At 70.9% G+C, this 21408-nt stretch carries 23 protein-coding genes, 1 tRNA gene and 1 other RNA gene; 1 reads left to right on the top strand and 24 read right to left on the bottom strand.

Annotated features, from left to right (window positions below):
• Positions 1-13 precede the first annotated feature (13 nt).
• The 6 genes from ACWEN6_RS19680 to ffs form a co-directional block, all read right to left on the bottom strand.
• Positions 14-1288 (bottom strand): aspartate kinase, encoded by a 1275-nt coding sequence (locus ACWEN6_RS19680; protein WP_354851662.1) that lies wholly within the window; start codon positions 1286-1288, stop codon positions 14-16.
• Between the two features lie 190 nt (positions 1289-1478).
• A complete protein-coding gene (locus ACWEN6_RS19685) occupies positions 1479-2009 on the bottom strand; it encodes a DUF5063 domain-containing protein (RefSeq protein ID WP_452571594.1) in 531 nt (176 codons plus the stop codon).
• On the bottom strand, positions 2002-2601 hold the full coding sequence (recR, locus tag ACWEN6_RS19690) for a recombination mediator RecR (protein ID WP_354851666.1): 600 nt from the start codon (positions 2599-2601) through the stop codon (positions 2002-2004). Before recR ends, ACWEN6_RS19685 begins: the two co-directional genes overlap by 8 nt.
• Positions 2602-2606: 5 nt before the next feature.
• Positions 2607-2954: a YbaB/EbfC family nucleoid-associated protein gene (locus ACWEN6_RS19695; protein ID WP_452571596.1), complete on the bottom strand. Its 348-nt coding sequence runs from the start codon at positions 2952-2954 to the stop codon at positions 2607-2609.
• 484 nt (positions 2955-3438) lie between these two features.
• A complete protein-coding gene (locus ACWEN6_RS19700) occupies positions 3439-5691 on the bottom strand; it encodes a DNA polymerase III subunit gamma and tau (RefSeq protein ID WP_452571598.1) in 2253 nt (750 codons plus the stop codon).
• Positions 5692-5797: 106 nt separating this feature from the next.
• Positions 5798-5893: signal recognition particle sRNA small type (gene ffs, locus ACWEN6_RS19705), an RNA gene on the bottom strand.
• Positions 5894-6009: 116 nt separating this feature from the next.
• Between ffs and ACWEN6_RS19710 the strand changes: the two genes are divergently transcribed.
• Positions 6010-6095, top strand: a tRNA-Ser gene (locus tag ACWEN6_RS19710).
• 743 nt (positions 6096-6838) lie between these two features.
• On the opposite strand, the gene ACWEN6_RS19715 is transcribed toward ACWEN6_RS19710, so the two are convergent.
• The 18 genes from ACWEN6_RS19715 to ACWEN6_RS19800 form a co-directional block, all read right to left on the bottom strand.
• Positions 6839-8065, bottom strand: coding sequence for a tyrosine-type recombinase/integrase (locus ACWEN6_RS19715; RefSeq protein WP_452571600.1), 1227 nt, complete (start codon positions 8063-8065; stop codon positions 6839-6841).
• A 12-nt stretch (positions 8066-8077) separates the two neighbouring features.
• The gene (locus ACWEN6_RS19720) at positions 8078-8335 is read right to left on the bottom strand and encodes a helix-turn-helix domain-containing protein (protein ID WP_452571602.1); all 258 of its coding nucleotides are present in this window, start codon (positions 8333-8335) and stop codon (positions 8078-8080) included.
• A 143-nt stretch (positions 8336-8478) separates the two neighbouring features.
• Positions 8479-9717, bottom strand: a complete 1239-nt coding sequence (locus ACWEN6_RS19725; RefSeq protein ID WP_452571604.1) for a DUF3631 domain-containing protein — start codon at positions 9715-9717, stop codon at positions 8479-8481.
• Between the two features lie 38 nt (positions 9718-9755).
• Complete coding sequence (locus ACWEN6_RS19730; protein ID WP_452571606.1) at positions 9756-10667, bottom strand: bifunctional DNA primase/polymerase; 912 nt, start codon at positions 10665-10667, stop codon at positions 9756-9758.
• A 131-nt stretch (positions 10668-10798) separates the two neighbouring features.
• Entirely contained in the window at positions 10799-11572 is a 774-nt protein-coding gene (locus ACWEN6_RS19735) for a hypothetical protein (RefSeq protein WP_452571608.1), read from the bottom strand.
• Entirely contained in the window at positions 11569-13449 is a 1881-nt protein-coding gene (locus ACWEN6_RS19740; RefSeq protein ID WP_452571610.1) for a DNA polymerase, read from the bottom strand. The genes ACWEN6_RS19735 and ACWEN6_RS19740 overlap by 4 nt, the downstream gene beginning before the upstream one ends.
• The gene (locus tag ACWEN6_RS19745; RefSeq protein WP_452571612.1) at positions 13446-13724 is read right to left on the bottom strand and encodes a hypothetical protein; all 279 of its coding nucleotides are present in this window, start codon (positions 13722-13724) and stop codon (positions 13446-13448) included. Before ACWEN6_RS19745 ends, ACWEN6_RS19740 begins: the two co-directional genes overlap by 4 nt.
• Positions 13725-13832: 108 nt before the next feature.
• Positions 13833-14330, bottom strand: coding sequence for a single-stranded DNA-binding protein (locus ACWEN6_RS19750; protein ID WP_452571614.1), 498 nt, complete (start codon positions 14328-14330; stop codon positions 13833-13835).
• A gap of 55 nt (positions 14331-14385) precedes the next feature.
• Positions 14386-14643, bottom strand: coding sequence for a hypothetical protein (locus tag ACWEN6_RS19755; protein WP_452571616.1), 258 nt, complete (start codon positions 14641-14643; stop codon positions 14386-14388).
• Positions 14640-15287, bottom strand: coding sequence for a hypothetical protein (locus ACWEN6_RS19760; RefSeq protein ID WP_452571618.1), 648 nt, complete (start codon positions 15285-15287; stop codon positions 14640-14642). Before ACWEN6_RS19760 ends, ACWEN6_RS19755 begins: the two co-directional genes overlap by 4 nt.
• Positions 15288-15574: 287 nt before the next feature.
• Positions 15575-17635, bottom strand: a complete 2061-nt coding sequence (locus tag ACWEN6_RS19765; protein ID WP_452571620.1) for a hypothetical protein — start codon at positions 17633-17635, stop codon at positions 15575-15577.
• Entirely contained in the window at positions 17635-18063 is a 429-nt protein-coding gene (locus ACWEN6_RS19770; RefSeq protein WP_452571622.1) for a hypothetical protein, read from the bottom strand. Before ACWEN6_RS19770 ends, ACWEN6_RS19765 begins: the two co-directional genes overlap by 1 nt.
• Entirely contained in the window at positions 18060-18452 is a 393-nt protein-coding gene (locus ACWEN6_RS19775; RefSeq protein ID WP_452571624.1) for a hypothetical protein, read from the bottom strand. Before ACWEN6_RS19775 ends, ACWEN6_RS19770 begins: the two co-directional genes overlap by 4 nt.
• 217 nt (positions 18453-18669) lie before the next feature.
• Complete coding sequence (locus tag ACWEN6_RS19780) at positions 18670-19572, bottom strand: hypothetical protein (protein ID WP_452571626.1); 903 nt, start codon at positions 19570-19572, stop codon at positions 18670-18672.
• A 116-nt stretch (positions 19573-19688) separates the two neighbouring features.
• Positions 19689-19853, bottom strand: coding sequence for a hypothetical protein (locus ACWEN6_RS19785; protein WP_452571627.1), 165 nt, complete (start codon positions 19851-19853; stop codon positions 19689-19691).
• Positions 19850-20230 carry an RRQRL motif-containing zinc-binding protein gene (locus ACWEN6_RS19790; protein WP_452571629.1) on the bottom strand — a complete coding sequence of 127 codons (381 nt, stop codon included), beginning with the start codon at positions 20228-20230 and terminating at the stop codon, positions 19850-19852. Before ACWEN6_RS19790 ends, ACWEN6_RS19785 begins: the two co-directional genes overlap by 4 nt.
• Positions 20227-20961 (bottom strand): M48 family metalloprotease, encoded by a 735-nt coding sequence (locus tag ACWEN6_RS19795; RefSeq protein WP_452571631.1) that lies wholly within the window; start codon positions 20959-20961, stop codon positions 20227-20229. Before ACWEN6_RS19795 ends, ACWEN6_RS19790 begins: the two co-directional genes overlap by 4 nt.
• Positions 20961-21338, bottom strand: a complete 378-nt coding sequence (locus ACWEN6_RS19800; RefSeq protein WP_452571633.1) for a WhiB family transcriptional regulator — start codon at positions 21336-21338, stop codon at positions 20961-20963. The genes ACWEN6_RS19795 and ACWEN6_RS19800 overlap by 1 nt, the downstream gene beginning before the upstream one ends.
• Positions 21339-21408: the final 70 nt, after the last annotated feature.

Raw genomic sequence — 21408 nt, forward strand, 5'->3', positions numbered from 1 at the left:
TGCTCGTGGGCGTTCATCTTCCGGTGCCTCCATACACCACGGCCTCGACCTGGTCGCTGTCGAGGTCGAAGGCCCGGTGGGCGGCGGCAACGGCCGCGTCCACCTCGTCCTGGCTGACGATGACCGAGATGCGGATCTCGGAGGTCGAGATCATCTCGATGTTGATGCCGGCGTCGGCCAGGGCGCCGAAGAAGGTGGCGGTGACGCCGGGGTGGGAGCGCATGCCCGCCCCGATCAGCGAGACCTTGCCGATCTGGTCGTCGAAGAGGATCTTCTCGAAGCCGATCTGCTCCTGGATGCGCTTGAGGGCCGTGACGGCGGAGGTGCCGTCGGCCGAGGGCAGCGTGAAGGAGATGTCGGTGCGCCCGGTGGCGGCGGCCGAGATGTTCTGCACGATCATGTCGATGTTGATCTCGGCGGTCGCGAGCGTTCTGAAGATGGCCGCGGCCTCTCCGACCTTGTCGGGAACCCCGACGACAGTGATCTTTGCCTCGCTCCGGTCGTGCGCGACGCCGGAGATGATCGGCTGCTCCATCTCGGTTCCTTCAGTGTGGGGATCGGAGACGACCCAGGTGCCTTCCTTGCTGCTGAACGAGCTCCTGACGTGGATCGGCAGGTTGAACCGCCGGGCGTACTCCACGCAGCGCAGGTGCAGGATCTTGGCGCCGCAGGCCGCCATCTCCATCGACTCCTCGTAGGAGATGCGGGGGATCTGGCGGGCGGCCGGGACGATGCGCGGATCGGCGGTGAAGATGCCGTCGACATCGGTGTAGATCTCGCAGACGTCGGCGCCCAGGGCCGCCGCCAGCGCGACGGCCGTGGTGTCGGAACCGCCCCGCCCGAGCGTCGTGATGTCCTTGGTGTCCTGGGAGACGCCCTGGAAGCCGGCGACGATGGCGATCTGCCCGCTGCGCACGGCCTCCTGGATGCGGCCGGGCGTCACGTCGATGATGCGCGCCTTGCCGTGGGTGGAGTCGGTGATCACGCCGGCCTGGGAACCGGTGAACGACCGCGCCTCGTCGCCGAGGTTGGCGATGGCCATCGCCAGCAACGCCATCGAGATGCGCTCGCCGGCGGTCAGCAGCATGTCGAGCTCGCGCCCCGGGGGCAGCGGCGTCACCTGCTGGGCCAGGTCGAGCAGTTCGTCGGTCGTGTCGCCCATCGCCGAGACGATCACCACGACGTCGTTGCCGGCTTTTTTCGTCGCGACGATCCGCTGGGCCACCCGCTTGATGCGGGAGGCGTCGGCGACGGAGGAACCACCGTATTTCTGGACAACGAGCGCCACGGGATGTCTCCCAAAGGTTCAGTATGCGGAGCTCACAGTCTACTGGGGGCACCCATGACCGCCGCCGATTAAGCCCAGCATGTGGACAACCGGCCCCGTTGACCAGCCCGAACCGGACACGGCCTGTGGACGACCGGTCCGACGGGTGGACGACCGTGCCGGCGCGGGGGCCCCGCGCCGGCCGCCGGGCTCAGGCGGTGGTCGTCTCCTCCACCACGTCCAGGCGGGTGTGGGCGACCAGCGCCTGCAACGCCCGCATGGCCGCGCCCGCGTGGTTGCCCCAGGTGTTGAAGTACGAGTACTGCCACCACCACAGCGCCTCCAGCGGGCGCCCCGCGCGGTAGTGGCCGAGCCCGTGGATCAGATCGGCCGCGACGGCCGTCAGGTCGTCCGACAGGCGGTAGGCCGTGACCCCGGTGTCCTTGTAGGGGTCGAACACCTCGGCGTAGTCGTCCACCGGGCCAAGACGCGTGGCGAGCGCCGTGCGCACCCCGTCGAGGTCGGGGTCGGGACCGGTCGCGGGCTCGAAATTGCCCTGCAGGATCACATCCTGCGCCGCTCCGAGCTGCGCACCCGCCAGACTGACCTGCGAGACCTCGACGAGCAGCATGGGCAGCATGGCGTCGCCGCCCTCGCCGCCCGCCAGTCTCGTCAAGCCGTCGAGATAGTTCTGCGCGTGCGCGGCGATGCGGTCCGCCATGGCGTTCCACTCGTCAAACATCCAGCAGCCTCCGTCCTTCGAAAGCGCGGCCCAAGGTGACCTCGTCGGCGTACTCGAGGTCTCCGCCCACTGGCAGACCGCTGGCCAATCGTGTCACTTTCAAACCCATCGGTTTGACCAACCTGGCCAGATAGGTGGCCGTGGCCTCCCCTTCCAGGTTGGGATCGGTCGCGAGGATCAACTCGGTGACCCGCCCGTCGGCCAGCCGCGTCATCAGCTCACGGATGCGCAGGTCGTCCGGTCCGACGCCCTCGATGGGGCTGATCGCCCCGCCCAGCACGTGGTAGCGGCCGCGGAACTCGCGCGTCTTCTCGATGGCGACGACGTCCTTGGACTCCTCGACGACGCAGATGACATGGGGATCGCGCCGGGCGTCCCGGCAGATGCGGCACTCCTCCTCGGCCGCGACGTTCCCGCAGACGCGGCAGAAGCGGACGCGCTCCTTGACCTCCAGCAAGGCGTGCGCCAGCCGCTTGACGTCGGCCGGGTCGGCGGCCAGCAGGTGGAACGCTATGCGCTGCGCGCTCTTGGGACCGACGCCGGGAAGCAGGCCCAGTTCGTCGATCAGGTTTTGGACGACCCCCTCGTACATGGCGGTCAGAACCCCGGAAGCTGGAGTCCGCCCCCGCCGAGGCCCTGGGCCAGCGGGCCGAGCTTCTCCTGCTGGAGGTCGGCCGCCGCGCGGACGGCGTCGCGCACCGCCGCGATCACCAGGTCGGCGACCGTGTCGGCCGTGTCCTGCGGGTCACCGGGGTCGATGGCCTTGGGACTGATCTTCAGTTCGAGCAGCTCGCCGCTCCCGTTGACGGTGGCGACGACCAGGCCGCCGCCGGCCGTGCCCTCGACCTCCGCGTCGTTGAGCTCCTGCTGTGCGGTCGCGAGCTGCTGCTGCATGAGCTGCGCCTGCTCGAGCAACTGCTGCAGGTTGACATCACCTGGATTCACGATCGTGCGCTCCTCATGGCTTCGCGTGTGGCACGAGCCTACGGGGTTTGCCACGGATGTTGCACTGGCGCCGTCCGTTGTAGGCAAGCGGGGACCGGCCGCGGGACACGGCGCCGAAGATGCCCGCCCCAGGTGCGGACCACATCGCACCGGGTGGCCCCGGCCCTCGACGATCATGCCGGCACGGTCGTGACCGTACCGCCCGACCGGGCGCGCCGCCCCCGCCCGGTGCGCGACTCCAGCGTCCCAGAACCGGCACGGCGACGGTGCCAAGGAACAGCACGCATAACGTCAAGACCGCATAAGAGCCACCACGCCCCGCCGACCCCTCACCCCGCCCCGGCTCGCTGCCCACCACCCGGCTCGACACGTCCGGCCGCCCCGGCTCAGCTTTCTTCCCACGCCGTGCTGCGCCTTGCCCGGCGCCGGGTCGGCGAGAGGGGGTACGGCGAATCCGGCGCCGTCGTGCGGCGGGCGACGCGGTCTAGGTGTGGTCGATCTCGCCGATGACCTGGCCGCCGAGCTCACGCTGGACGAGGGCCATGCCGGTCAGCGCGTCGGCGTCCGCGTCCGCGTCGTTGTCCGGATCGACCTCGTCGGCGTCGACCGACGCCGGCCCCGGACGGCCCGGGACGGCGTCCGGCCACCCGGTGGCGCCCGCTTGGCGCGGCCCGGCCTGGGCCGCCGCCTGCGCGGCCGAGCGCGCCGCGGCGAGCCCTGGACGGGCGGCGGTGAACCCGGGGCCCGGAGGATGCCCCTCGTCGTCCGGCGGCGGCGCGTCCGGCCATGGCTCCTCTGCCGTGGACGCCGTGGACGCCGCCCCCGCAGGCCGCTGCGCGGAGGCCGGAGCCTGCCGCCGCGCCGGTGCCGGCGCGCTTGTGGGGCCCGGCTGGGCGGGAGCCTGCGCCGCCGGCGGGGCCTCCTGCCGCGCGGGCGCCGGCCTGGCGGCGGGCGCCTGCCGCACCGCCGGAGTCGAGGGCGCGCCGCCGCCCGGCGCGTTGCCGACCACGGCCTCGACCCGCCAGTTGCCGCCCATGACCTCGGCGATGGCCGCGGCCACGACGGCGTCCTTGGCGCCGTTGACGAAGTTGCGCATGGCGCCGACCTGGCTGAAGCCCAGCGTGACGATGTTGTCCTCGACGCCGATCAGCTGGGAGTTGGTGTTGACGTTCGCCCAGACGGCCGGCGAGCGCCGCTTGAGCACGTCCAGGATCTGCGGCCAGGTGTGCTGGAACGCGCCGGACGCCGCCTGGACCACGGGCCCGGCGGATGGGGCGTCCGGCCGGTGCGCCGGCGCCTGGGGAGCGGCCGAGCCCTCCTGCGTGCGGGCGGCGCCGGCCCGCGCGGGGGCGGGCCAGTCGTCCGCGGGCGGACGGGCGGCGGGCGTCCTCGCCTCGACCGGCGGCCGGCCCTGACCGGAGACGTCCTGCCCAGGGGCCTCCTGAGCATCTGGAACGGGCGCGTGCTGGGACTGGCCCGGCTGCGGGTACTGCGGCTCGCCGGCGCCCCGCGGCTCGTGCGCCGCGCCGGCCCGCGTGCCGGAGGTCACGGCGCCCGGCACCGGTGCGGCCGCCGCGACCACGCCGCCGCGCTCCAGCCGTTCGAGGCGGGCGAGCATCGCGGCCTCGCCCTGGTCGACGGCCGGGAGCAGCACCCGGGCGCACATGAGCTCGAGCAGCAGACGGGGAGAGGTGGCGCCGCGCATCTCGATCAGCCCGGCGTTGAACACCTCGGCCGCGCGGGTCAGCTCGCCGGGCCCCATGGAGGCGGCCTGCCCGGCCAGCCGCTCGAGCTCGTCGGCCGGGCGGTCGAGCAGGCCGTTGTGCGCCGCCTCCGGCACGTTGGCGAGGATGACCAGGTCGCGGAAGCGCTCGAGAAGGTCCATGGCGAACCGGCGCGGGTCGTGACCTCCCTCGGCCACCCGGTTCACCGCCTGGAAGACCGCGGCGCCGTCGCGCCGGGCGAACGCGGCGATGATCTCGTCGAGCAGCCCGCCGTCGGTGTACCCCAGCAGGGACACGGCCCGGGCGTAGGTGATGCCGGCCTCGTCGGCGCCGGCCAGGAGTTGGTCCAGGATCGACAGCGAGTCGCGGGCCGAGCCGGCCCCCGCCCGCACGACCAGCGGCAGCGCGGCCGGCTCGTACGGCACCGACTCCGACAGGAGGATCTCCTCCAGCAGCTGCCGCAGCGTCGCCGGGGGCATCAGCCTGAACGGGTAGTGGTGGGTGCGCGACTTGATGGTCCCGATGACCTTCTCGGGCTCGGTGGTCGCGAAGACGAACTTCAGGTGCGGCGGGGGCTCCTCGACGAGCTTGAGCAGCGCGTTGAAACCCTCGCGGGTCACCATGTGCGCCTCGTCGATGATGTAGATCTTGAACCGCGCCGACACCGGGGCGAAGAACGCGCGCTCGCGCAGGTCGCGGGCGTCGTCCACGCCTCCATGGGAGGCGGCGTCGATCTCAATGACGTCGAGGTGGCCCGGCCCGGTGGGCGCGAGGGCCACGCACGACTCGCACTCGCCGCAGGGGTCGGGCGTCGGGCCCTTCTCGCAGTTGAGCGAGCGGGCGAGGATGCGCGCGCTGGAGGTCTTGCCGCACCCGCGCGGCCCGCTGAACAGGTAGGCGTGGTTGACGCGGCCGGTGCTGAGCGCCTGCCGCAGTGGCTCGGTGACGTGCTCCTGACCCTTGACCTCGGCGAACGTCCCAGGCCGGTACTTGCGGTAGAGAGCGAGACTCATGCCGTCTCCTCGCCTAGGGGGTCGGAGTGGGTGATCACCGAAGCGTCTTCCGGGTCGTATGTGCCGATCGTCGCGATCATGTGACGACACCGCCTCGAGGCTCCAGCGAAGAGACCCCTCGCACACCCGACAGAGCCCGCTTATCCTTGCTGCCTTCCGGCCCTGGGGAGGTTCACAGGATGACGCCGTGCGAGGGGTCCGGTGACAGTCTAGCCGTGCGCTGCAGTGCTCGGGGCGCACCCGCCGGGGAACGTCGAGACCGATTCGTCGTCATCTCCATGGTCTCGGCAGGCTCCGAAGTCCGGTAAGCTTCTCGGCGGAGGATTCGCCTAGTTGGCCTAGGGCGCACGCTTGGAAAGCGTGTTGGGGGCAACCCCTCAGGAGTTCGAATCTCCTATCCTCCGCGCTTGGTTGAGCAGCAAGAACACGAAGGCCCCGGTCGATCCAACCGGGGCCTTCGTGCTGTCAGGGTCTCAGTTTGGGTCTCAGTAGACGCCCGACACCGCCGCTCCCATCCTCCGCGCCGATCCAAGTCATCCCCTGTTCGCGCATCGCGCCGGCACAGCACCTCTCTCCCCCGACGGCCCTGAGAGCCTCTGAGACAAGATCAACAGTCCGAGGGGGTACCCCATCCCAACGGGGTTTCACCGCTGAAATAAGTGGCAACTTGAGTTTCCAGAACGCTCGAATGCTCATGGCCGTGTATGGCATGCTAGGCCCGTAACTTCGTCCGTATCTATGGACAAAGTTACAGTGAACGCGTCACAGCGTTCACGGGCTAAGCGCTTCGCGGCTTGGCTGAGCACAGCGAAGGGCCCCCCTATCGTCACTAGGGGGGCCCTCAGCTAGCGCCTCCAGTCGTCGAACGGTGACCACATAGCGAGCGAGATCAGAAATCTCGCGAACGCCAGCCCTGTGCGGGCCCACTGGTGAAACCGATCATGCCTGGACTTGCTACTAGACGTATCTTCCACCAGGTCTTCCTCCATCAGCCGATCTCTCCTGAGGCACGGTGGCCTAAGGACTACAAGGTGGCCCGACTGGAATGAAGACGCTCTTGGCGAGACGCCTGGTCTGACACTACTAGCGCTCACAGCGCTATACACAGAAATCCCACAATTCCCACGGCGAGAGCGAGCCATTAAGCCTATTCAACAGATTTGTCCGGTTCTGCCGCCCAAAGAAGACCGTCCACCTGTTTCGCAACGCTATGCCGAATGGTGTCGGTCACGTGCTGGTATCTCCGCGCCATGCCAGTGCTCGACCATCCCATGATGGCCATGACAGTTCGCTCGGGGACTCCCAGAATCAGCAGGACAGTAGCGGCCGTGTGCCTGGCATCGTGGAGACGAGCATCCCGCAGGCCGGCGGCCTTCAGGAGATCCTTCCACTGGTGGTAGTCGGTGTTCGGGTTGAGGGGGCCGCCGGTGGCGTTGGCGAAGACCCATCCACCGTCCTGCCAGAGCTGCCGGGCCTTGCTGCGGTCGGACTCCTGCTCTTGCTGGTGCTTCCGCAGGAGGGAGACGAGTTGACCAGGTAGGCCGATGGTGCGCCGGCCAGCTCGTGACTTCGTGTCGGCCGTCTCTGAACGGGTCTGCCGACGCTCTGGGCAGTAACCAGCCTTACGCCCGCAGGTCTCCCCGCACCCGTGTTCGTACTTGGGACGCTGCCGACCTCTCCGGACCCGCAAGACCCCTTTGTCGAGATCCACATCCGTCCACTTCAGCCCCAATGCCTCACCCTGCCTCAGCCCCAGGGCGAGGGCGACGGCCCATCGAGCGCTATTCCGAGGAAGCTCGTCGGCAGCCTTCAGAAGTTGCTTCACCTCCTCGATCTCGTATGGCTCTACCTCCTCCTCGGTCACAGTCGGAGCCTTGGCGAGCGTGGCGGGGTTACTGGTCAGATAGCCACGCCGTACGGCCACGTTGAGCGCTGTGCGTATGGTCCGGTGAACGTGGTGAGCGGTTCCTGCTGACTTCCCCTCCCGCTGCATCTTGGCGTACAGCTTCTCCAGGTGCTCCGGGCTGAGCTTTTCGAGCCGGTGAGCCCCGATTCCGGGGATCAGATGGGTCTGTACGTCAACGCGGTAGCCGGCGTGGGTGCTCTCGCGGATGGCAGGGGGAACCGCAATGTTCTCGATCCAGTGTGTAAGCCATGTCGTGACCGTCCAGCGCTGGCCGGCCTTGCGAACTCCCCCGCTGTCGCGTGCCCTCTCAAGCTCGCGGACTGCCTTGATGACCTCGGCCTGAGTCTTGCGCTTCACGTGTCGGCGGTCGGGTGTCCCGTCGTCCTTGACTCCCACCGTCACGCGCCCGTGCCACTTGCCATCAGCGCCTAGGTAGATGCTCGAAGCGCCGTTCGGTTTACGTCCCACTCAGTGCCCCTCTCAGGCGACGGTCTTGTCATGCTGGCCACCATCGGCCAACAGGGTCTTCACGTACTCGTGCAGGCACTCCATCGGCACTCGCCGAAGCCGGCCGATGAACACGGACTCGACGGCACCGCTGGTCACGAGGTGGTACATACGGGTCCGACCGATCCTGAGCTGCCGCGCGGCCTCTTCCACCGTGAGCAGCAACGTCTCCGCCGAGTCAGTGATGGCGGCCGGGTGAAGCCGGACCACGTCCGGCGCTGCGATGGTCATGGCAGGGTGTTCTCCTCAGCAATGCGCAGTGGTTTGGCTGTTCTGCGGATGCGGACGAGCAAGTTTGAGGGGGGTAGCCGTACCAGCCGTACCAGCCTCGTTTTTGCTGGTCAGGGCTGGTACGGCTTGGTCGGTGGTACGGCTCAAGCCGTACCAAGATCGGTGGGTGGTACGGCTTGAGCCGTACCAGGCTCCAAGCCGTACCGTGTCTGAGCTGCGGCGTTGAGGCTGGTACGGCTGGTACGGCTCCCCCTCCCGAACGGGAGCACGTCCCCCGGTTGCGTCGTCGCCGGCAGGTGATTCTCGGGGGTGTCGAGGGCGGGGCAGTAGCGTGCCCATGCGTCGGCGAAGTCGGCGCGCTGGTAGCCCTTGGCCTGACCTACTGGGGGCGGAAAGCGGATCGTGTCGGAGCGGATGTCGTACTCGCGTAGCAGGGTGCCCAGCTTCATGGCGGTGAGTCCGGTGGGGCCGTAGTCGGCCCATGGGGCTTCGGGGTCGGCCTTGAGCCGTTCCAGCAGGGTGGCGGTGGGCAGGGCGGTGTCGGTGCGGAACGCGGTGCGGCAGTCGGTGAGCAGGCGGACGCGGGGTGAGGGTTGGCCGTTGTCGTCGGCTTCGGCGGTCAGGGCGGTGACGGCGTCGCGGGCGCGGCCGGGCCAGTCGCCGCCGGCGTGGTCGGCGACGGCGACGAGGGGTTCCCAGGTGTCGGCGGCGCGGTCTTCCACGGGCATGGCGGGTTCGGCGTGTTCCAGGGTGGCCAGGTCGGCGCGTAGCCACGCTGACAGGTCGGCGGCGAGTTGGCGCAGGGCGGGGCGGTCGCGGCGGTGGCGGTAGGGGGCGACGGTTTCGCCGGGGCCGCGGCGGCGCATGCGGATGACGACGGCGCGGTCTTCGATGGTGTCGGGCATGGCGCCGATTCCGGCGAGGGCGGCCATGGCGAAGGTGGGGATGGATTCCACGCGACAGGTGTTGGCGTCGTATCTCTTGGCGGGTCGGTTGCGCTGGTGGCCGGCGTTGAGCAGGCCGCGTAGGTCTTCGTTGCCGTCTGCTTTGGGGCCGAAGATGGTGTCGGCTTCGTCCACGAGCATGGTGGGCGGGTCGTCGCTGATGGACCGGTAGACCGCGGCGCTGCTGCTGTTGACGGTGATGAACGGGTCGTGGCAGGTGGCTTCGACCACGTCCAGCAGCCGGGATTTTCCGCAGCGCTTCTCGGGGGCGCGGATGACCAGGCGGGGGGCGTGTGCCCATGCGGGTTGGGCGTGGCTGGCGGCGATCCACAGGGTGACCGCGTCGGCGGCTTCGGGGGTGGGCAGGATCACGTATCGGGTGAGTGCGTCTCGTAGGGCGTCCAGCAAGGCGGCGCCGCGGGTGGCGGGTTGGGCCATGGATGGGTCTCCCTGGTGATCGGTGGCGGGAGCGCGGGTCAGGTGCGCATGCCGGCGTCGATGGCGTAGCCGATGACGGCGGCGAGGGTGTGTGTGGGGCGGGGGTCGCGGCTGTGGGTGTTGGCGGTCTCGGCGGCGCCTAGTAGGGCGTGTTCGACCAGGTCGCGGGGGAGGATGCCGCGGGCGATGAGCTTGCCGAGTTTCCAGCCGGCGAGGTTGAGCGCGTGGTTGCGCCCGCCGTCGGGTGCGGTGGCGACGCGTTCGATCTCGCCGGTCAGGGCGGCTTGGCCGTAGCGGGACAGCCGCACGTGGCCGAGGTGGGCCGGCCGGGGCATGGCGCTCGCCGGTGTCGGCGTCGGCGGGGGTGGGGTGAGGAGGGTGGTGAGCCAGGTGGGCAGCGGGGCGGGTGGGGTCGGGTTGGTGATGTGGTAGGTGCCGGTGCCGTCGGGTTGGGCGACGTGGCTGCCGGGGGCGACGACGTAGCCGCCGCGGGCGCGGGTGTCGATCAGCCAGCCCAACCCGTTGCCTTTGGTCCCGCTGGTGTTGCCCAGGGCGAGGTCGTGCGGTGCGGTGAAGTACAGGTGGGTGCCGCCGCGGCGGGTGGTGACGGTGAAGGTGTCGGCGGGGTAGGGCCGGCCGTGGCGTTCACACAGAGTGCGGAAGACCTGCTCTCCGGTGGTGATGCCGCGGGCGGTGTGCTCGGCGGGCGGGTGGTCGCCGGGTTTGGGGGTGTCGAGGTCGATCACGATCAGGTGGGAGGGGCCGCAGGCGATGCCGATGTTGTAGGGGCCGCGGGCCCAGATTTGGGTGATCTTGTCGGGGTCGGTGGTGGCGTGCTGTTCCCAGGCGGTGAAGCCGCGGCGCGGGTGCTTTCTGCCGGGGGTGAGGGGGAAGACGTGCCATTGGCGGGCGGCGCAGTCGAGCGCGGCGGCGGTCAGTTCACGGGGCATCTGTGTTCCTTCCCTTCGGTGGCCATGCGGGCGGGTGAGAGGGCGCGGGAAGATCAGCGGGGGCCGGCTGCCCCCAACTGGTGGCCTTGTCGGTGTGCCGGTAGTGCCACCAGTTGGGGGGCGCGGGGCGGTCAGGCGGCGATGGAGACCCTGTCGCCTTGGTGGGTGGTCGCGCCGGTGGTGAGGGCGGTGGCGATGGCGTGGCCGATGTGGTGGGTGTAGGCGGGTGGGATGGCTTCAGCGATCTCGCGGCGGACGTCGGTCCAGGTGATGCCCATGGCGGTCTGCCATTCGGTGATGCTGCCTTTGCCGCCGCCGTCGCCGTAGACGGCGACCATGTCTCCGTCGTGGTAGGCGCCGTGCCGCCAGCCGCGGACCCGGTGCCCGCGGTGGGTGGGGTGGGCGGGTTGGGGGACGGTGATGCCGTGCAGCTCGAACTGCCGGTGTCGGAACACCTTCAGGTGGTTGAACATCAGCCCGCACAGCAGGAGGTCACGGCGCATGTCCGCCCGGCCGATCGGCTGTTCGATGACCCACGGCCGGCCCGTGTGGTGCAGGGCGGCGCGGACGGCGGGCAGTAGCCGGGGGTAGGTGCGTCCCTGGTTGGTGCCGGCGGTGAGGGTGCAGTCGGCCTGACAGGGCGGTGAGACGTGGATGAGGTCGAACTCGTGCCCGTGGGCGCGGACGAACTCGACCACGTCCGCCTGGTGGAAGGTGAAGGGGTAGTTCGGTTGTGGGGTGATGTCCACGCCGGTCACCTCGAATCCGGCGAGGTGGTAGCCCATCGCGGCGCCGCCGGCGCAGCAGCAGCCGTCAAGGACGCGCAGCCCGTTCGGCACCCGCACCGGCGGGGCCGGCAGCCGGCGGGCCGGTGGGGTGATCGGTGGGGTGGTAGAGGTGGTCATGCGGCGATCCGCCTTACCGAGTCATCCGCGGTGACGGTGTGCTCGGGCAGATGGCCCCAGTGGGTGCCGAGGATCTCGGCGTCGGCGAGGATCGGCACGCCGCGGAAGGTGGTCGTCATCGCCTGCTGGAGGGCATCGCGGAGGCGTTCGGCGTCGTGCTGGGGGGCTTGGATGATGACTTCGTCGTGGACGAACAGCCAGAGTTTGGCGTCGGGGTGGCGGGTGGCGAAGGTGTAGACGGCGGCCAGCAGCAGGTCACGGGCGGTGGATTGGATCATGTAGTTGCCGTTGGCGTAGCCGCGGGCGGGGTCGGCGGGGATGTGCCGCCCGCTTGGCGTGATCACCATCTGCTGGCCGGCGAGTGCTCGGGTGTAGGCGATGACGCGGGGATAGGTGGACTGCCATCGGGCGATGACCTGCCGCGCGGTCTCGGGGGTGACGCCGGTCTGTTCGGCCAGGGCGCCTGCGCCGCCGCCGTACAGGGTGCCGAACGTGGCCCGCTTGGACACCGTCCGCTGTTCCTTGGTGAAGTCGGGGCCGTACATCAGGGCGGCGGTGGCGTCGTGGATGTCCACCCCGGAGGCGATGACCCTGGTCAAGGTGGGATCTTCGGACAGGGCGGCGGCCACGCGTACTTCGACCTGGGAGAAGTCGCAGGAGATCAGCACGTGGCCGGGGTCGGCGCGGAAACAGTGCCGTAGCCGCGGGTCGTGTTTCTTCAGGGTTTGCAGGGCGGGGCCGGTGATGGACATGCGGGCGGTCTTGGCGCGCAGCGTGTTGATCTGGGGGTGGACCCGCCCGGCGGGGTCGGCGGCGTTCAGGAAGGACCGCAGGTTGGCGATCAGGTTGGAGGTACGGGCCATGGTCAACCGCGCGCCCACCAGTTCGCGCACGTCGGCGGGCAGGGCGGTGGCGTGGCGGGTGGTCAGTGCGGTGAGGGTATCGGCGGTGATCTGAAGCCGCCCGGTGGGGGTGCGCGGCAGGCCGGTGACGCCGGCGGCGGCGAGTCGGTCGTCCAGCCAGGCGGCGAAGCGGGGCGAGCCGCCTGGGACGCCGAGGGCGGCGGCGATGTGGGCTTCGGCGTCGGCGTGCTCGCCGCTGATCGCCGTCAGCAGGTCGGTGGTGTAGGGGCGGTCCAGCAGTAGGCCGCGGATGGTGATGGCGGTGGAGCGGGCGGCGAGCCACTGTTCCATGTGGACCAGGTGGGTGAAGGCGCGGCACTGGCGCAGCAGCGCGGGTAGCAGCCGGCGGACGTAGATGGCGTCCAGCCCGGCGTACACCAGGTAGCTCTCATCGTCGGCGGGGAGGTGGTTCCAGCCCCAGGTGAGCCAGGCGTTGCCCGCACGGTGGCCGGCCGGGGCGGCGGCACGCATCCGGGCGTGCAGCGCGGCTTCGGCTTCCATCAGGCCGGTGTCGAGGTGGCGGGCGGTCAGTTCCTTCAGCCCGTGCCCGGCGCGCTCGTCGGGGTCGAGGAGTTTGGAGATCAGGTGGGTGTCGATGACCCGTTGGCCGAGGGCGATGCCGAATACCGCCCACACCGCGAGCGGGTCGTAGTTGGTGTGGGTGACGAAGCGGCGGGCGGGGTCGGCGAGGGTGGCGCGGATCGCGGCGTTCTGGGCGGGGTCGGTGGGGTCCAGGACCCAGGCGTGGGAGGTGTCGGCGAACTGGACCAGTCGCACGGTGAAGCCGGGGTCGAACTGGCGGGGTCCCTTGTCGTTGATGGCGCTGGTCTCCACATCCAGCCCCAAGACCTCCTCACCGGCGGCGAAGGTCGCGAAGGCGCGGGGGTCGAACCCGGCCGGGGTGTGGATGGTCAGGGTGCGTCCGCCGTGACGGCGCACATAGTGGCCGGGCGGGCTGGTCGGGGGCGGGGTCATCGGGCCTCCAGCGGGTGGCAGCGCGGGCAGGTCCACAGCACCGGCGCCGAGGTCGGGAGGATCTGCGGCCGGTGGCAGGCGGAGCAGGGCGGCGCCGTAGGGGCGGGCAGTGCCGCGGCGAGCCAGCCGTAGCCGTCACCGGCCAGCGCGGCGTCACTGGCGGCGGGGTCGGTGCCGAGGTAGGGAACTCCCGACACCGGGGCGTCGGCGCTCGGGTCGAGGGCGAACAACGTAGCCTGCGCGCCGGCCGGGGTGGCAGCGGTGGCGTTGACCATGGGCGTGGTCTCCTTTCCGGGGAGCCCGGGGCGGCGGTGGGTGTGCCGCCCCGGGGCGGCGGTGGGTGTGCCGCCCCGGGGCGGGCGGATAGGCCGGTGCGGGGCGGGTTAGAACGGCGGCTCGTCGCCGGCCCAGCCGCCGGAACCACCGGCGCCGGCTCCCGCGGGAGCGGGGGTGGAGACGCGCCAGGGGTCGGACTCGCCGACGCTGGCGCCGTTGGCGTTGGCGGTGCTGTGGGTGCGGGTTGTCCTCTTCACCTCGGTGGTGGCGAAGCGCAGGGAGGGGCCGATCTCGTCCACGGTCATCTCGTAGACGGTGCGGCGCTCGCCGTCGGTGGTGTCGTAGGTGCGCATGCACAGCCGGCCGGAGGCGATGACGCGGGTACCACGGGTCAGCGAGGCGGCGACGTGTTCGCCGAGGTCGCGCCAGGCCGAGCAGCGCAGGAACAGCGCCTCGCCGTCCTCCCACTGCTCAAGCTGCTTGTTGTAGGTGCGCGAACTGGAGGCGATGGAGAACCCGGCCACGGCGGTGCCGGTCTGGGTGTAGCGCAGTTCGGGGTCGGCGGTCAGGTTGCCGATGATGGTGATCGTGGTCTCGCCGGACATGAGCGGTCTTCCTTCCATCAGCGGATTACTGGAGGCAGCGAACGGTGGTGAGAGATCAGCGGACGTTGAGCAGGCGGGCACCGGCGCGGGGGCGGTGGCCGGTGCCCTCGCAGTCGGGGCAGTGACCGAAGGAGTTGGCGAACAGCCGGCTGCGGCGCTCTCCGGTCCCTTGGCAGCGCCAGCAGTGGGTGTAGGGGTGGCGTTTGAGGCTGACCCGGTAGGCCACCACCAGGGCCAGCGCGAGCACCGCGAGCATGGTCACGCAGACGGCGAGGGTGGCCAGGGCCGATAGGATGGACGGGTCGCCGGTCATGACCGGTCCTGGCTGGTGTGGGGCTCGGTGTAGCGGCGGCCGAAGCCGGTGATGGTGACCTGGCGGTCGGTGGTGGTGGGGGTGGCGGGTTGGTAGCCGTTGGCTCCGACCACCGGGCACAGCGGCTCTCCGTCCAGGTGCGACCACGACGGCGCACGGCCCCAGGCAGGGGTCCAGGAGGTCGGGGCTGCGTGTTCGGCCGGCTCTTCGCACTCGGGGCAGATCGGGGTGACCTCGATGAAGCCCCGGGCTTCCAACTCGGTCAAGGTGTCCTGCCCGATCCCGGCGTCATCCTGAAGCGTGGTGAGGGTGAGCGGAGCCGGGGCGTGGGTGCGCAGGTGGTGCAGCGCGCGGTAGGCAACCTCGATGGTCTCGGCGGCGCTCTTGCCCGAGGAGGTGAGACAGATGCGCAGCCGCGGGTTGCGGACGGTTTGCATGATGATCGGATAGAGCTGGTCATCGCCGCCATGCAGGCGGCCGGTGATGTGGCCGAGGTCGGCCAGGCCGGTGAGATAAGCGTCACCCGCGCCGGTGATGTCCTGCACCCGCCTGGCCAGGAAGCCGGTACGGGTCGCGGTGGCGCTGTAGGTGGCCAGGTAGCGCAGGACGCGCCATTGGGGCGGGCTGAGCCGCAGCGGGGTCATGGTCGGTTGTCCCTTCCACGGGATGGGGTGTGAGGTGTGGGCGGGCAGGCTCGCGCGCACGGCTGCGCGTGGGACGCACCGCGAAAGCTTTTGATCTTGCTGCCACAGGTGCCACGAAGGGCGAAGGAGAGGGGCCACGCCCCTGCCACGCGGGGTGCCAGCAGGGGGCCACGGCGGGTGCCACGCGGGGTGCCACGACGCGTGGCAGGGTGTCTGGCCTGTAACTCTCTCCCCCAGCCCCCTCCCGTGGCACCCGGGCGGGGTGCCACGGTGGTGGTCGTGGCCGGTCAGACCTGGGGGCGGTCGGCCATCAGGTAGCGCTGTGCCTCGTCGTCGTAGCCGGTCAGGATCCCGGCGGCAAGCAGGCGCTTGAGCTGCTTTTGCACCCAGGCGCGGGACATGTCGGTGCTCTCCCACAGCGGCTTGAGGTCGCCGGAGGAGAAGTCGCGGGCGCCGTCGTCCCACATGTCCTGCACGTGCGCCATCAGCGCAGCGCCACGTTCCTCGGCGCTCATCTTCCGTTCGGGCTGGGCGAACCGCAGCGGCGGCTCCCCGTCCTCCAGATCGGGGATCTCGTCATCGATCCCGGCCTGAACGCTGGGGTCGGGGTCGTCGCTGTGCAGGTACTCGGCGGCCACGTCGTCCTGAGCGTCGTCGGCGTGCTCATCGAGTGTGGCCGGCGGGTGGCCGGTGGGCAGCGGAGCGGGCGCGGCCAGCGCGGCCAGATCGAGTCGTGACAGCGAGGCGGTAATGGGGTCGATCTGCTTGTGAACGGCGGGGAAAGCCGCGGCGTGCGCCCGCATCTGCGCGTTGGCCGCTTCGTCATCGAAGTCGCCGGCGGCGGTGATGCCCCAGGCGTAGGTACGCATCGGCATCGAGATCCGGTCCTCGGGGATGGACGGGGCGTCCAGGTAGGCCATGCCGGGCTGCTTGTTGCTCCACAGCTCGGGCCGGCATCCGGCGTCCTGCTGGGCTTCCGACAGCCCGAAGGTGGCATCGGCGGCCGAATCGACGCCGAAGCACATCTTGGCGAGCTGGCCGCGGGCGATGGTGGGCATCTGGGTCCAGTCGCTGCGCTGCAACGACAGCACCACCGTGCCGCCCGCGGAGCGGATGGCCTTGATCAGGCTGAGGAACTGCTCTTGCTCCTTGTCAGGTAGCGCGTCGTAGATGTCGGGGAACTCCTCCAGCCACAGCACCCAGTACGTCAAACCGCACCCGGGCGCCCACTTCTGCAAGTTCTTCGAGGCCAGCAGGTCGGTGCGCGGCTTGACCTGCGATTGGATGTCGCGCAGCAGGGCGCGAGCGCCCTCGGGGGTGGTCTCCAGCCGGTGCAGGGCGGCCTTGAGCGGGCCGAGGGTCTGCTCTCCCTTGGTGATGTCGATGGCGAACACCGCCGCATCCCGACGGGTGACGATCTCGGCTAGCAGGTTCCACGCGCCGCCGATGGACTTGCCCGAACCGGTCTTGCCCATGATCTGCACGTGGTGCCCCACGATCACGTACGCGATCTCGTCTTGGTCCTGCCACAGGCCGGGGCGCACCGGTTCGGCGATCGACGCCCCCACGCGGGAGGGACCGCCCCACGGGATGGGGTGCTTCATCACACGCGGGTCGGAGATCGTGATCGTGGCCTTGGAGGCGTCGTCGGGGTCCAGGGCGGTGGTGATCGACCCCGGCGGCAGGCCGATCCCGGATTCGACGTAGGGGACGCGTTTTTGCAGGTCATCGGCGATCTGCTTGCCCTCGTGCAACTGCACTTCGCCGGTCACCTTGTAGGGGGTGGCGGTGATGGTGCGTGCCTGCACCTGGGCCATGCCGGCTTTCTCGGCGCCGCGGTTGAACAGGAAGCCCAGCGGGTCGGCTGCGGCGCCGGCCACGTCGATCTGCTTGGCGCGGATCACGGTGCGGATGTTGAACGACAACGCGAACGACACCCCGCCGATCAGAATCAGCCGTCCGGTGACCGTGGTGGCCGGACCGTTGATGGTGGCCGCGCACACCCACAACCCGCCCGCCAGGGTGGTCAGCGTGGTGTGCGCCCGCCCCGACAGGCTGCGGGCATGGGACTGGCGCCAGGTCAGCGCGGTCAGCGCCAGCACGCACGTGATGATCAGCGCGGTCGTCCACGCCACGGTCTGCGGGTCGTCGCTGCGCAGGGTGAAGTGGAACCCCGCGCCCAGGCCGAACAGCAGGACGCCGATCAGCCAGGGCGGGAAGTACAGCAGGGCCTTGGACACCTCGCGGGTGGCCACCTGCTCCCAGGAAGAGGAGTCATGGACCGCGGGCAGCGCCGCAGCGTCCGCGCCGGCCGGGGTCCGGGTCGTGGCAGGGGTGCGCGTGGCCATCAGACGTCCTCATTCCAGTTGAACTGCGGGCGCCGCTCCGGCTTGGCCTGAGGCAGCACCTCAACGAACTCCTTGCGGAACTGGGCGTGGAACTTCACCAGCTCCACCCCCGCCCCGCGCTGCAACTCCGCGGCCCGCTGGAGCCGCTTGACCACCCGGCGGGCGCGTAGCCGCACGTCGGGGCCGCCGAACACGCTCAGCACCGGGTGGCCCTTGAAGCTGCGGACCAGCACCGCATACAACTCATCGGCGCCGAGCGCGAACTCCTCGCCCAGGTCGCGGGCGAAGTCGCGGCCGACCTTGGCGTACTGGGTGATCGCCGACGGGCCGGCCCACGGGATGGACGACAACTCCGGAATCCGGCCACGGCCAGACCTGCCGGCGTCCTGCGGGGCCTGCTGACCGGCGTAGGGGTCAGGGGTACTCATGGGCAGCTCTCCTTTCGAGGGCAGGAAGCGTCACGGGCCGGGGCGCGTGGGTCGCGTACGGCCTGGCGCAGCAGCACGGTGAGGTAGGCCAGCCGGCGGGTGCCCAGCGCCGCGGCGATGAGCGCATCGGCAGCGCCCAGCACGTGTCCGGCGATCTGCCGTACGGGGCGCAGCAGCGGCCAGGCGATCCACATCAGCGCCGCCCCGTACAGCCACCACCGGCAGCCGTACACGGGCACGATCAGGTGCAGCAGGGCCAGGACGGCCAGCGCCGACGCCGCCCGCACCGTCAGCCGTACGGACAGCGGGATGGCAGGCCGGGCGGGCAGCGCCGTACGGGACGCGGCGGCGTCGGTGATGACGTACACCGGCGATTCGGTACGTGTCATGGCCATCACGCCTCTCGCCATAAGGGGCCGCGCCCCGTACGGGCGCCTGTTGGGGGCAGCGTCCGCGCCGTGGTGATCGGCTTTGCCGCCGAACCCGAGCGCAGCGAGATGCCCTCATGCGGTCGGCGGGTCAGATCTTTCGGCCGGCCCGCAGCGGCCGGTGACGGGGCCTGGGCTGCATGGTGGCTCAGCGGGCGTTTGTCGGGCTTGTGGCGGCTCACGGGGCCACCTCCCGCCCGCTGTCGCCCGTCGGCGCCACCTCGGCGGGCGCGGCGCCGCGGCCGGCGACGGCCATGGGGACGGCCGGCGGCGCGACGGGGGTGTGCGGTGTGGCCGGGCGGGCGTGATCGGCGGTACGGGCCTGCTCACGGGCCTCCCGTACGGCCTTCTCACACCATGAGCGGCGATACCCCGACACCTTCTCCAGTACGGGATAGTCAGGCTCCCAGGTACCACCGTTCGCGGCGGCGGCGCGGATGTCCCGTACGAGATCGGCGATGAACCGCGCACGATCCACCGGCCTGACCTCCGTACGGGCCGACTCGCCCGCCCCGTCCCGTACGGCGGCCAGATTCACCACACCCGTACGGGAGGCGGCGGCATCCGCCGCGGCGGGCGTACGGGCGGCGACCGCGCGCCGATCCTCCCGTACGGGAGCGGGGGCGGGGTCGGTACGGGGCAGCCGCTCGATGCGTACGGCGGTCGGAGTCGGTACGGGCTCGGGTGTGGTCGGCGGGGTGCCGGACGGGCCGCCGCGCGGCGCGGGTTCGGCGTGATCCCCTGAGCGCAGCGCCACCAGGTGCGACAGCAGGCCGATGGTGACCGGTGGCACCACCGACACCGCCACCACGAGCACCCAGGACGGCACCTGAAGCGCCTTGGCCTGGATCGCGTGGTAGACGACGTTGCCGACCACGCTCATCACGATCGCGGCCACCGCGTTGCCGGCGGCGTGCCGGCGCACCCGCGGTGAGCGCGTGGCCTTTGACAGCCAGATGCGGGTGGAGGTGATGCCGTAGGCGTCCACCATCAGCGGCAGCAACAGCGACAGCTCATCACCCCAGGCGGCGAGCTTGGCCAGGCCGGTCAGCGCGCTGGCGCTGGAGATCAGCGCAGCCACGGCCACCACCGCGATACCGGCATCAGCGATCCAGTCGCGACGCCCACCCGCAGGGGTCATGCCTGCGGTCTGCGGCGGGCCCGACCCTGCGCAGGCGGTAGGAGGAGCGGGGGCGGTCATCGGGCGTCCCTTCTTGATGAGCAGGTGGGCGGCTCCATCGCCGGGCCGGCGCCGCGGCGTACGAGGTAGAGGCCGCGAACGTGAGCGACGGCGAACCGCATGCACTGGACCCGGCCGAACGCGGTCACTTCGGCGGGCTCGCCGATCAGGCGCAGGTTCATGCCGCGACCTCCCCGGCGCAGTCCAGGCAGACGCCCAGGTGCCGCGGCAGCACATACCCGGCGTCGATGCCGCAGGTGGGACAGGTACGGCGTGCGGCGTTCGCCTTGGCCAGCGCCTCCAGTTGGTGGGCGGTGGCGGTGCGCTTGGGCAGCGCGAGGCGCACGTCATACAAGAACGCCACCCGCACCCCCGGGGCGCCGTGCCGACGCGAGGCCCACATGATCTGCGCCTGCACGTCCTGTCCGCCTGGGCGTAGCCCTTCGGCGGCGAGCTGGCGCAGCGTGCGCAGGTGCGGCGGCGCCATCCGCCACGGCCAGGTGGGAATGCCGTGCCGCGCCCCTGTGGGGTCCCAGAACCGGGCGCGTATGCGGCTCATCGCGCCCCTCCCCGGGTGCCGGGCGGGTGGCTCAGCCCGCAGGACGAGCACGACACTCCGCGGGCCGGGGCGGGGGCGTGGGTGCGCTGCCAGAGCAGCGCCCAGCGCAGCCGACGCGCCCGCCGGCCGGTGGCCAGCAGCCGGCGCCGGGCCTTGGCACTGGGATGGTCGTCCAGCAGCCAGCCGATCAACCGGTACCCGGCGGGCAGGTCGATCAGGTCGGCCAGCGCCGCGGCCATCAGGCGCCGGCCGGGCAGCCCGGCGGCGTCCAGCAGCAGCACGGCGTGGAAGTCGGCGTCGAACTCCTCCAGCCGCGCCCGGCGGACACCGGCCGCATGCACGGCCACCACCAGGCAACCCAGCACGCCCAGCAGCAGCACCGGCAGGTGGACGATCAGACCGGCCAGCAGCGCGGCTCTGGCCCACCAGGACGGGCGACGCCAAAACGGTGCGGCCACACCGTGTCCCAGAGCGTGATGGGCGATCTCGTGGGCCAGCACCCCATACAGCGCGTCGCCCTCGCCCAGCAGACCCGTTCCCAGGTCGATGCGCGGGGTGCGGTCGCAGCGAACGGCCAGGGCCTCGGCGTTGTCCTCCAGCTCAGGGGTGATGTGGACCAGCAGGCCGGGCAGGCGCGCGCTGTGACGCAGTGCGCAGATCAGCTTGGCCAGCCCCGGCAGGTCGGCGACGTCTTCGGGGGCCTCGGCGAAGCGGGGAGGCGCGAGGGTCATCAGGCCACCTCCCCCGGTGACCACACCGCGCCGTCGGCGGCGCGGCCGGGCAGGGCGGCGATCTCTTCGGCGGTCAGGCCCGCCCACACCCCCGCCTGCGGGCGCTCGTCCAGGGCGTAGAACAGGCACGAGGCCCACACCGGGCAGTCCGCGCATACCTCGCGGGCCACCTGCTCACGGGCCGCCCGCTCCTCGGCCGACTCCTTGGCGAACACATCCGGGCCGGTGTGTAACTCCGGATCGAGCACGCACGCGGCCTCCTCGGCGAGGTGGCGCGGCATGCGCGCGGTGACGGTGGCCAGCAGGATCAGCGCCCCGCGGTCCCGCGTCGGCGCCGGCCTTTCGGCTCGTGGCGGCGCGCTGGATTGGTGGGTCATGATGATGGTGCTCCTTTGCCAGGAGTCGAAGGGGGCGGCTCGTGTCTTGGCGGATTGGGGCCGCCCCCGG

Source organism: Sphaerisporangium sp. NPDC004334 (assembly GCF_053602655.1).